The organism is Clostridium thermobutyricum DSM 4928 (assembly GCF_002050515.1).
In the GTDB taxonomy this organism is placed as follows: Bacteria; Bacillota; Clostridia; order Clostridiales; family Clostridiaceae; genus Clostridium; species Clostridium thermobutyricum.
Genome location: NZ_LTAY01000024.1, coordinates 41,390 through 53,327 on the forward strand (window position 1 = coordinate 41,390; position 11,938 = coordinate 53,327).

Annotated in this window: 8 protein-coding genes; all 8 read left to right on the top strand. The window is 28.5% G+C overall.

The features are described from left to right. Positions 1–56: 56 nt before the first annotated feature. Positions 57–932 carry an RNase adapter RapZ gene (gene rapZ, locus CLTHE_RS03485; protein WP_002596680.1) on the top strand — a complete coding sequence of 292 codons (876 nt, stop codon included), beginning with the start codon at positions 57–59 and terminating at the stop codon, positions 930–932. Further along, entirely contained in the window at positions 929–2,302 is a 1,374-nt protein-coding gene (locus CLTHE_RS03490) for a gluconeogenesis factor YvcK family protein (protein ID WP_080022011.1), read from the top strand. Before rapZ ends, CLTHE_RS03490 begins: the two co-directional genes overlap by 4 nt. A 145-nt stretch (positions 2,303–2,447) precedes the next feature. Next, a complete protein-coding gene (gene whiA, locus CLTHE_RS03495; RefSeq protein WP_080022012.1) occupies positions 2,448–3,398 on the top strand; it encodes a DNA-binding protein WhiA in 951 nt (316 codons plus the stop codon). Positions 3,399–3,439: 41 nt separating this feature from the next. Further along, on the top strand, positions 3,440–7,015 hold the full coding sequence (locus CLTHE_RS03500; protein WP_080022013.1) for a DNA polymerase III subunit alpha: 3,576 nt from the start codon (positions 3,440–3,442) through the stop codon (positions 7,013–7,015). Between the two features lie 528 nt (positions 7,016–7,543). Continuing rightward, complete coding sequence (gene pfkA / locus CLTHE_RS03505; protein WP_080022014.1) at positions 7,544–8,503, top strand: 6-phosphofructokinase; 960 nt, start codon at positions 7,544–7,546, stop codon at positions 8,501–8,503. Positions 8,504–8,577: 74 nt separating this feature from the next. Continuing rightward, complete coding sequence (pyk, locus tag CLTHE_RS03510) at positions 8,578–9,996, top strand: pyruvate kinase (RefSeq protein ID WP_080022015.1); 1,419 nt, start codon at positions 8,578–8,580, stop codon at positions 9,994–9,996. A 583-nt stretch (positions 9,997–10,579) separates the two neighbouring features. Further along, positions 10,580–11,542, top strand: a complete 963-nt coding sequence (locus tag CLTHE_RS03515; protein ID WP_080022016.1) for an AAA family ATPase — start codon at positions 10,580–10,582, stop codon at positions 11,540–11,542. A gap of 184 nt (positions 11,543–11,726) precedes the next feature. Then, a partial coding sequence (locus CLTHE_RS03520) for a rubredoxin-like domain-containing protein (protein WP_341456349.1) occupies positions 11,727–11,938 on the top strand: 212 nt, incomplete at its 3' end.

The following is an 11,938-nucleotide window of genomic DNA, read 5'->3' on the forward strand; positions in this document are numbered from 1 at the left end:
TATAAATATATTATGATATAATAGTCATATACCAATGTTAAGTAGGAGGAAACTAGATGAGATTTGTAATAGTAACTGGACTTTCAGGGGCTGGAAAAACAGAAGCAACTAGAAGTTTGGAAGATTTAGGATATTTTTGCGTAGATAATTTACCACCACAACTTATACCAAAGTTTGCGGAGGCATGTAGAAGCAGTCTTGAAAAGGTAGCTATAGTTACAGATATAAGAGGTGGAGTTTTCTTTGATGATCTATTTGAAAGTTTAAGATATTTAAAAAATAATGAAATAGAATATGAAATTCTTTTCTTAGAAGCCTCAGATGAAGTTCTTGTAAAAAGATTTAAAGAGGCTAGAAGAAGCCATCCTCTTTCACCAAAAGCGAGAGTTCTTACTGGTATAACTGAAGAAAGACACAAATTAAGAGAAGTTAAAGATAGATCTGATCAAATAATAGATACTTCAAAATATAAAATTGGAGATTTAAGAGAAAAGATAAATGAATTATTTGGGTCAAATGCAGAACCTGATAAAGAGCTTTCGATAACTGTATTAAGTTTTGGGTTTAAATATGGAATACCAGTAGATTCAGATTTAGTATTTGATGTTAGATTTATTCCAAATCCTTTTTATATACCAGAATTAAAAGCTTTTTCAGGAAATGAAGCTCCTGTTAGAGATTATGTTATGAAACAAGAAGAGACTATTGGATTTATAGAAAGATTAGAGGAAATGCTTAAATTCCTTATTCCTAAGTATACTAAGGAAGGAAAGAGACAGCTTATTATTTCAATTGGTTGTACAGGAGGAAGACATAGATCTGTTGCCATAGCAAATAAAATTTATGAAATTCTTGAAGCTGATGGTTATAAAGCTGGAATTGAACATAGAGATGTTTCAGAAGATGTTCATAGAGGAGCTAAAAAGCTATGAGGCTATCCGATTGGCTCAAGCCAGGTATTAAAGTTAAACGTTGGGTTTTCTTTGGATTATTTGGTGTTCTGCTAATTGCATTTGGATTTACAGAACTTGTTACTCACAGGGTTTATGATTTTTACTATAAATTATTCTATATATGTCTTAATATAACTGGAGTATTTGTTATTTATATTGCTGGAAGTGAGGCTATAAAATCAACAATAGCTCTTATGAATAAAGGATATATAAAAATGTCTCTTGACAGTAAAAAGATAGAAACTCTTATAACTGAAAAAAGACTTCTTGTAAAAGGTTCTAAAATTGTTGTTATAGGTGGAGGAACAGGTCTTTCTACAATGCTTAGAGGACTTAAATACTATACTTCTAATATAACTGCTATAGTTACTGTAGGAGATGATGGTGGAGGTTCAGGAGATTTAAGAGAAGATCTTGGAATGCTTCCTCCTGGTGATATAAGAAACTGTATTTTAGCATTAGCAGATACAGAGCCTTTAATGGAAGATTTACTTCAATATAGATTTACTGAAGGAAGACTTAAAGGACAAAGTTTTGGAAATTTATTTTTAGCAGCAATGGATGGAGTATCTGAAAATTTTGAAGATGCTGTAAGAAAAATGAGTTCTGTTCTTGCTGTAACAGGAAAAGTTATTCCTGTTACTTTAGATGATATGCAGCTTATTGCTTATTTAGAAAATGGAAATAAGGTAGTAGGCGAATCTAATATACCAGAAGAGGCCCAAAAACAAAAATCTAGAATTAAGAAACTAACAATAAATCCATCTAATGCAAAACCTTTAGAAGGTGCATTAAAAGCTATAGCAGAAGCAGATGCAATTGTTATGGGACCAGGAAGTCTTTATACAAGTGTACTTCCTAATCTCCTTGTAAAAGGAATAACAGAATCTATAAAGAAAAGTAGTGCATTAAAAATATATATTTCAAATGTTATGACACAGCCAGGAGAAACTGATGGATTTAATGTATCTGATCATGTGAAAATTCTTAGAAAATATTGTGGGCGAGATATTGTAAATTGTGTTATAGCAAATACAGGTGCTATAAGTACTGAAATGAGAGAAAAATATAAAGCAAAAGGTTCTGATTATGTTAATATTGATTATAAAAATCTTGAAGATATGGGGATAGATTTAGTTGAGAAGAATTTAATAAGAACTAAAAATGGTACTATTAAACATGATTCAGACTATTTAGCACAAGTTTTAGTTGAAACTATAATGGAAAAGAAATTACTATTTGATAGAAAAAAAATTATTGAATATATGTATCTTTCTCAAAGAATTAAAGAAAGAGATAAGACAGAAAAGAAAAATCTTAGAGCAATGTTTGATAAAGATAAATTATAATTGTATAAAAGTGTTAAATTAAGGGGAGAAAAGGATAAATTTCTCTCCTTAATTTTATATAGTGAATGAATAAATTTATGATATAATTAAATATTGTTATAAAAGAAAAATATTTAAGTTAAACATAAAAGGAGAGCAATATAAGATGTCATTTTCATCAAAAGTAAAAGGAGAGATTTGCAGATATAGTGATATAAGTAAAGAAGAAGCATTAGCAGAATTATCAGCTATAATGAAAGTAAGCGGAACAATAGCATTTAGCGGACTTGGATTATCTTTTAGAATAACTACTGAAAATCCAGCTAGTGCAAAACTTATATTTTTATTACTTAAAGAACACTTTAATATACACTCTAAATTAATGGTTAAAAAAAGTAATTCTTTAAAAAAGAATAATATCTATATGGTCGTTATAGATGAAAGCATGGGTGTACGTGAATTATTGAGTACTACTGGTATTTTTAAAGAAGTAGATGGAATAATGAATTTAGACTATAGTATTGAAAAGGAAATGATTGAGTCTGATGAAACTAAAAGGGCATATATAAGAGGTGCTTTCTTAGGTGGAGGAAGTATAAGTAATCCAGAAAAAACTTATCATTTAGAATTTGTAACTCATAGTGAAGAATACGCAAATGAGCTTTGCAAGCTTATAAATAGCTTTGGTCTTAATTCTAAAGTAATTCAAAGAAAAAATAGTCATATAATTTATATAAAAGAAGGAGAGCAAATAGTCGATCTATTAAATATTTTAGGAGCTCATACTTGTCTTTTAGAACTTGAAAATATAAGAATAAAAAAAGAAATGAGAAATAATGTTAACAGACTTGTTAACTGTGAAACTGCTAACCTTTCAAAAACTGTTAATGCAGCAGTAAGACAGGTCGAAAGTATTGAACTTATAAAGTCTAGTGTTGGACTTCAAAGACTTCCAAAAAATCTTCAAGAGATTGCTGAACTTAGACTTCAATATCCAGAAGAATCTTTAAAAGAACTTGGAGAAATGCTTGATCCACCAATTGGAAAATCAGGAGTTAATCATAGATTAAGAAAAATTGAAAAAATTGCAGAAGAGATTAGGTCAGGTACATATTAGTATCTACCTTAGCTTTAAATATATATAAAGGATGTGATTTAATGAAAAAAGATTTTTGTCATTTACATCTTCATACTGAATATAGCCTTTTAGATGGTTCTGGAAAAATTAAGAAGCTTGTAGAAAGAGCTAAAGAGCTTGGAATGGATAAAATGGCTATAACAGATCACGGAGTTATGTATGGATGTGTAGATTTTTATAAAGCTTGTAAAGAAGCTGGAATAAAACCTATATTAGGATGTGAAATATATGTTGCAAGTAAGTCAATGAATATTAAACATACTGATAAAGACAATAAAACAAATCACTTAGTCCTTTTAGTAAAAAATGAAAAGGGATATGAAAATCTAATGAAAATAGCTTCGGATGCGTCAATAGAAGGTTTTTATTATAAACCTAGAGTTGACCATGATTATTTAAGAGCACATAGTGAAGGATTAATTGCTTTAAGTGCTTGTCTTGGAGGAGAGGTTCAAAGAAATCTTCTTCAAGAAAATTATGAAGAGGCTAAAAGAATAGCTCTAGAATATAAAGAGATTTTTAAAGAAGGATTTTATTTAGAACTTCAAAATCATAATATGGAAGAGCAACAAAAAGTAAATGAACTTAATATAAAAATATCAAAAGAAACAGGAATTCCATTAGTTGCAACTAATGATGTTCATTACATAAATAGAGAAGATTCAAAATCACATGATATTTTAATGTGTATTCAAACGGGGAAAACAGTAGATGATCAAAATAGAAGAAGATATCCATCAGATCAATTTTATTTAAAATCACCTGAAGAGATGTGGGATATGTTTGACTATATACCAGAAGCTTTAGTAAATACAGTTAAAATAGCAGAAGAATGTAATTATGACTATCAATTCCATGTTTCTAAATTGCCTAAATTTCCTTTACCTGAAGGAACTGATCCATTTATATTCTTAAGAGATTCTTGTTTCAAAGGATTAATTAGAAAATATGATATTTTAAATGAGTTTAGAGATAAAGAATATAATTATGAAGAAATAATAAAAGAATCAGAAGTTAATGAAGAAATAAAAACTATAGTTGATAGATTAAATTATGAATTAGGCGTAATAAATCAAATGGGATATGTTGATTACTTTTTGATTGTTGGAGATTTTATAAAATATTCTGTGGACAATGGTATTCCAACTGGTCCAGGAAGAGGTTCAGCAGCAGGTTCAATAGTAGCATACACATTAGATATAACAAAAATAGATCCATTAAAATATAGTCTATTATTTGAGAGATTTTTAAATCCTGAGCGTGTTAGTATGCCAGATATAGATTCAGATTTTTGTTACGAAAGAAGACAAGAAGTAATAGATTATGTAGTTGATAAGTATGGGGAAAGAAATGTATCTCAGATAATTACATTTGGAACAATGGCTGCTAGAGCTTGTATAAGAGATGTAGGAAGAGCAATGAATTATGCTTATTCAGAAGTAGATAGAATTGCAAAAATGATACCAACAATGCTTGGAATAACAATTGAAAAAGCGTTAGATCTTAATCCAGAGCTTAAAGCAGCTTATGATTCTGAAGAGAGAGTAAAAAACTTAATTGATGTAAGTAAAGATTTAGAAGGATTGCCAAGGCATTCTTCTACGCATGCAGCAGGAGTTGTTATTGCATCAAAACCTTTAGTTGAGTATGTTCCACTTCAAAAAAATGATGAAATGATAGTAACTCAATTTGGAATGAACACATTAGAAGAGCTTGGACTTTTAAAAATGGACTTCCTTGGTTTAAGAACTCTTACAGTAATGAGTGATGCTATTAAAATGATTGAATACAATCGAGGAATAAAAATAGATTTAGATAAAATTGATACAAATGATAAAGAAGTATATAAAATGATTGGAGAGGGAAAAACTGCAGGAGTATTCCAGTTAGAATCTCCAGGAATGGTATCTTTCATGAAAGAACTTAAACCAGATTGTTTAGAAGATATTATAGCAGGAATATCACTATATAGACCAGGTCCAATGGCTGAAATTCCCAATTATATAGAAAGAAAAAGAAATCCAGAAAAAGTTCAATATATAACTCCTGAACTTGAAGATATACTTAATGTTACTTATGGAGTAATGGTTTATCAAGAACAAGTTATGGAAATTGTTAGAAAACTTGCTGGTTATTCAATGGGAAGAAGTGACCTTGTAAGAAGAGCTATGTCTAAGAAAAAACATAAGGTCATGGAAGAAGAAAGAAAGAATTTTATCTATGGAATAGTAGATGATCATGGAAATATAGAAGTTCCAGGATGCCTAAGAAATGGAGTTTCTGAGGAAGCTGCAAATAAAATTTATGATATGATGATGGACTTTGCATCATATGCATTTAATAAAAGTCATGCTGCTGCATATGCAATAATAGGATATCAAACAGCTTTCTTGATGAAATATTATCCTGTTGAGATGATAGCTGCCATGCTTAATTCTGTAATGGGAACAAGTGAAAAAGTTGCTCATTATATTAAATTTGCAGAAAATCAAGGTATACAAGTAATTAGACCTAATGTTAATTTAAGTCATACAAGATTTACTGTTGATGGAGATAAAATAATATTTGGACTTGCAGCAGTAAGAAACGTTGGAGTAAATGTATGTGAAGGAATAGTTAAAAGTAGAGAAAGCAAAGGACAATTTACTTCATTAATAGATTTTATAAATAAAATAGATTTAGGTACTATAAACAAAAGAGCTGTGGAAAGTTTAATAAAGTCTGGAGCTATGGATGATTTTAAGGTATATAGATCAAAAATGCTTGGAGTATTTGAAAAATTAATGGATGGAATTTCAAGTGAAAAGAAAAGAAATATAGATGGGCAAATAAGTTTATTTGGTGGATTAGATGAAGAAGAAAATTTACCACAAGTTGATTATCCAAATATAAATGAATTCAATAAAAAGAATTTATTAAGTATGGAAAAAGAAATGACAGGACTTTATTTGTCAGGTCATCCACTAGATGAATATGAAAAAAGTATAAAACTTCAAACATCAATAGATATACAAAGCATTTATAATTCACATAAAATTCTTCAAGAGGAAGCTGAAAAAGGTATTGCAGATGATGAAATGCTTAATAATATTAAGGTTAAAGATAATCAAACTGTAATTCTTGGTGGAATTTTAACTGAAGTTAATCAAAAAGTCACTAGAAATAATACTTTAATGGCGTTTTTAACATTAGAAGATTTAACTGGTGAAATTGAGGTTATAGTATTTCCTAAAACTTTAGATAGAGTTAGAGAGTCTATACAATTAGATGGATTAGTAACAATAAGAGGAAGGGTAAGCTTAAAAGAAGATGAACCTCCAAAGCTTATTTGTGAAAAAGTAGATCCTTTAGAACAAGTAAATAGCAATAAGATTTATATAAAAGCTGATAATAGAGATATAGTTAGAAAAATAAACTTTGAGTTAAAAGGAATAGATTCACATTATAAGGGAGATACACCAGTATATATTGTAGATGCAGAAGAAAGAAAATCATATAGAGCTCCAAGAGAAAGTTGGATGAATTTAAATACTGATATAGTAATTGAATTAAAAAGAAGATATAAAGATGAAAATGTAAAAGTTGTAGAAGATTAGAATAAAAAATAGAGGCTTAGAATATATCTAAGTCTCTTTTTTATTAAATAAATTAAAAAATTTGATAAATTATTAAAATAGCCTAAAAATAAATAAAATTAATAAATATATTCTTGAAATTTGTTGTAAAACAAGAGATAATTAAATAGAAGATATAAATAAAAAATATAAAAAAGATATTAAGTGCAAATTGAAGAATTGTTAATATACACGTATTAATAATGATAATTTTACAATATAAAGTCTTTTGTTTAACAAAAACTCAAGTGAAAATTTTTACAAAAATTAATTCCTTAAAAAAATTAAATAGTTATATAAATATATGTTTAATAGGGTATAATAGTTTTGTAATTAATTGTTTATATAGTATATCTTATATACGTTTGAAGATAAATATCAAAAAGTGTAGACAATACATTGATAAAAGTCTATATTTTATGTACAATTATAATCGGTCATATAAACGTGGGAAGTTTTGTTACCAGCGGGTCAAAATGAGACCCTGTGGTGATTTAAGGAGGAGTAAAGATGAAAAAGATAGCTATTTTAACTAGTGGTGGAGACGCACCAGGAATGAACGCTGCTATAAGAGCGGTAGTAAGAACTGCTTTAAATGCAGGAATCGAAGTTATGGGTGTTCACAGAGGATATAGTGGATTAATCAATGGTGAATTATTCCCTATGAATAGAACTTCTGTTTCAGATATAATTCAAAGAGGAGGAACAATCCTTAGAACAGCTAGATGTCCAGAATTCAAACAAGAAGAAGTTAGAAAAAAAGCTGTTAAAATATTAAAAGCATATGGAGTAGATGCTTTAGTAGTAATCGGAGGAGATGGTTCATTTACAGGAGCTAAGCTTTTATCAAAGCTTGGGGTTAAAACTGTTGGTTTACCAGGAACTATCGACAATGACTTAGCTTACACTGACTACACTATAGGGTTTGACACAACTTTAAACACAGTTTTAGATGCAATAAATAAAATAAGAGACACATCAACTTCACACGAAAGAGTTTCTATCGTAGAGGTTATGGGAAGAAACTGTGGAGATATAGCTTTATATGCTGGTTTAGCAGGTGGAGCAGAAGCAATTATTACACCAGAAAAAGGTTTTGATAAAGATGAATTATGCAAAACTATTTTAGAAGGAAAACTTAAAGGAAAAATGCACAATTTAATTCTTCTAGCAGAGGGTGTTGGTGGAGCATTTGAATTAGCTAAAGAAGTAGAGGACGTTACAGGAATCGAAACTAGAGCTACAGTGTTAGGTCACATCCAAAGAGGTGGAAGCCCAAGTGCTTTTGACAGAATTTTAGCATCAAAAATGGGAGCTAAAGCTGTTGAAGTATTACTAGAAGGAAAAACATCAAGAGTTATTGGTTCCGTTGATAATAAAATTGTAGACTTTGATATAGATGAAGCGTTAGCTATGGAAAGCAAGTTTGACGAAGATTTATACGAAGTAGCAAAAATATTATCAAAGTAATCATTAATTAAATAGATTTAAATATATAAATTTTAGGTTTAGCTACAATAATGAAGTAGGGAGTGTTATTTGTAATGAGAAAAACTAAAATGATCTGTACAATAGGTCCAGCAAGTGAAAGTGATGAAATTTTAACTAAAGTTATTGAAGCAGGAATGAATGCTTCAAGACACAACTTCTCTCACGGTGATCATGAAGAGCACAGAGGAAGAATGGAAAGCGTAAGAAGATTAGCTGCTAAATTAGGAAAAGAAATAGCTATCGTTCTTGACACTAAAGGTCCAGAAATAAGAACTGGAGAATTTGAACCAAGCAAAGTAGAATTACAAAAAGGTTCAGAATTCACTATATATGTTAAAGAAGATGTTGTAGGAGATACTACTAAATGTTCAGTAACTTATGATGGATTAGCTAATGATGTAGTTCCAGGAAACACAATCTTAATAGATGATGGTTTAGTTGGATTAAAAGTTAAATCAGTAGAAGGAAATAAAATTGTTTGTGAAGTTATGAATACTGGATTAGTAGGAACTCACAAAGGGGTTAACGTTCCTGGTGTTTCAATAAAATTACCAGCATTAACTCCAAAAGATGAAGCTGATTTAAAATTTGGATGTGAAATGAAAGTAAACATGATTGCTGCTTCATTCGTAAGAAAAGCTGATGACGTTTTAGCAATAAGAAAAGTTTTAGATGAAAATGGTGGAAAAGACATTTTAATCTGTCCTAAAATAGAAAACCAAGAAGGTGTTGATAACATAGATTCAATAATCGCTGTTTCAGACGCTATAATGGTAGCTAGAGGAGACCTTGGTGTTGAAATTCCAATAGAAAATGTACCTGGAGTACAAAAAATGATAATTGAAAAATGTAATCAAGCTGGAATCCCAGTTATTACAGCTACACAAATGTTAGATTCAATGATCAGAAACCCAAGACCAACAAGAGCAGAAGTTTCAGACGTAGCTAATGCTATATTAGATGGAACTGATGCAATCATGTTATCAGGAGAAAGTGCTAATGGATCATATCCAGTAGAAGCAGTTTCAACTATGGCAAGAATTGCTACAGAAGCTGAAAAACAATTAGATTATGAAGTAGCTGTATCAAAAGCTAAAAAACATATACCTGCAATAGCTGGTGTTATCAGCAGAGCTGCTTGCAATGCTGCTAATGAATTACAAGCTGCTGCAATCGTAACTTCAACTAAGAGTGGAGCTACTGCTAAGAGATTATCTCAATGCAGACCAGAATGTCCAATATTAGCTATAACTGCAGATCCAGTTGTTGCTAAACAATTAGTATTCTCATGGGGAGTATTCCCAGTTGTTGCTGATAAATTTGAATCAACAGATGCAATGATGGAAAAATCAGTTGTTATAGCTGAAGAAAAAGGATTTGCTGCTAAAGGTGATACAGTAGTTGTTGCTGCTGGAGTACCAGTTGATAAAGTTGGAGCAACTAACTTAATGAAAATTGAAGTAGTAGAATAATCTACTTTTAAAAAAGATCGAGAAAATCTCGATCTTTTTTTATTATATAATATGTTAAATAATTTATTTTAAAATTAATTAAAGCTATATCAATTATTAATTTATATAGCTTTTTTATTATAAAATTAAAATTCCAATTATATTTAATATAATGTAATTTTAATAAACAACTATAAATATAATAGGTAAAATATTAAAAAAATATATATTAATATGAAATTACTTATATAAAGATAAATCTTAAGAAAATCTTAATAAATATATATGGGGAAAATAAGATATAATGAATATTATCTATTGTAAAAGTAAAGACTTTAGAGGATAAGTGTATAATTGTGATTATACGGCAACTGATTCGAGTTTGTACTCAAAGTTATTGTTATAATGACGGCAACCATTATAATAATAAAAACAAATGCTTAGGATTATTATTCTAAGCATTTTTTTTATTGAAAGGATATAGTTAAAATATATAAAAATTTTCTATTTTAACAAATAAATTGTTATATATTAGAAATTAGATGCTATAATTAAATTATAAAAAGAGGGGGAATAGTAGAAATAAAACTACTAAATTAATGATATGAAAAAAGCTTTTATTGGAAACATAAAAATTACTGATCACAAAATTTTAAAGAACACTGAAATCGATATACATAAGAATAGTACTAAACATATTATTATTACAGGTAAAAATGGAAGTGGAAAAACTGAATTACTAAATTCTATATATATTTATTTAAATTCTTTAAATTTAAAAGAGTATCGAAATGTAGTTAACTTAAATAAAGATATAAATGAATGCAATAAAAATTTAAATTTTTTAAGAAATGAAGAAATACTCACTGAGGTATCAAAAGGTGAAATAAATAAATTAAAAAATCGCATTAATTTTTATAATTTAAAAAAGATAAAATTTTGTAACGGGATTGATATAAAAATATATAATGATGATGAGCTTCAAAAAAAGTTTGATATGGGTGAATTTATTTTTGAGTATTATAAGTCAAGAAGAAATATAGACATTATAAAAAGTAAATCTGAAGATAAAAATAAAGTTGATAGGTTTATAGAATTTTTATATCAATTAAAAGATAGAAAAGATGAGGCTATAGCTATAGAAGATGAGGAAGAAGAAATAATAATAGATAGATGGCTTAATATGTTTGAAAGATTGATAAAGCATATACTTATGAAAAAAGATGTGAAATTTTATTTTGATGATATAGATAGTGAATATAAAATAAAGGAGAAAAATAGAGAAGCTTATAATTTATATGAATTATCTGATGGACATTCTGCAATATTAAAAATATTTATTGAGCTTATGATAAGTATGGAAAAATCAAGAACTAATAAATATGATGTTGAGGGAATTGTATTGATTGATGAAATAGAAAAGCATATACATCCAGAACTTCAAAAAATAATACTTCCATTATTAAATGAGTTTTTTCCTAATGTACAATTTATAGTAACTACAATGTCATCATATATAAAAGAAAATATGAAAAGCTGCTTTATTTATGATTTAGATAAAAAATAAAAATTTTTTTATAAAAAGGGTTTACAATGGATAATTATTATTATATAATAAAAATGTACCAAGGAGGTACATAAAAAAAGAAATAAAATCTAAAGCTTTTAAGAGTTTAAAATTGGGAAGTTTTTAAAAGTTTTAGCTAGATAGAGAAAAATAAAAGTGTGTTAAATAAGAGGAGGAAATTAAAATGAAAAAATTTATTTGTACAGTATGTGGATATGTTCATGAAGGAGAAACTGCACCAGAAAAATGTCCAGTATGTGGTGTAGGATCAGAAAAATTCAATGAACAATCAGGAGAAATGGCTTGGGCTGATGAACACAAAATCGGTGTAGCACAAGGTGTAGATGAAAGAGTAATTGAAGGATTAAGAGCTAACTTCATGGGAGAATGTACAGA

Coding starts and splice junctions, on each gene's coding strand:
- rapZ (WP_002596680.1), top strand. CDS start 57: ATGAGATTTGTAATAGTAACTGGACTTTCAGGGGCTGGAAAAACAGAA.
- CLTHE_RS03490 (WP_080022011.1), top strand. CDS start 929: ATGAGGCTATCCGATTGGCTCAAGCCAGGTATTAAAGTTAAACGTTGG.
- whiA (WP_080022012.1), top strand. CDS start 2,448: ATGTCATTTTCATCAAAAGTAAAAGGAGAGATTTGCAGATATAGTGAT.
- CLTHE_RS03500 (WP_080022013.1), top strand. CDS start 3,440: ATGAAAAAAGATTTTTGTCATTTACATCTTCATACTGAATATAGCCTT.
- pfkA (WP_080022014.1), top strand. CDS start 7,544: ATGAAAAAGATAGCTATTTTAACTAGTGGTGGAGACGCACCAGGAATG.
- pyk (WP_080022015.1), top strand. CDS start 8,578: ATGAGAAAAACTAAAATGATCTGTACAATAGGTCCAGCAAGTGAAAGT.
- CLTHE_RS03515 (WP_080022016.1), top strand. CDS start 10,580: ATGAAAAAAGCTTTTATTGGAAACATAAAAATTACTGATCACAAAATT.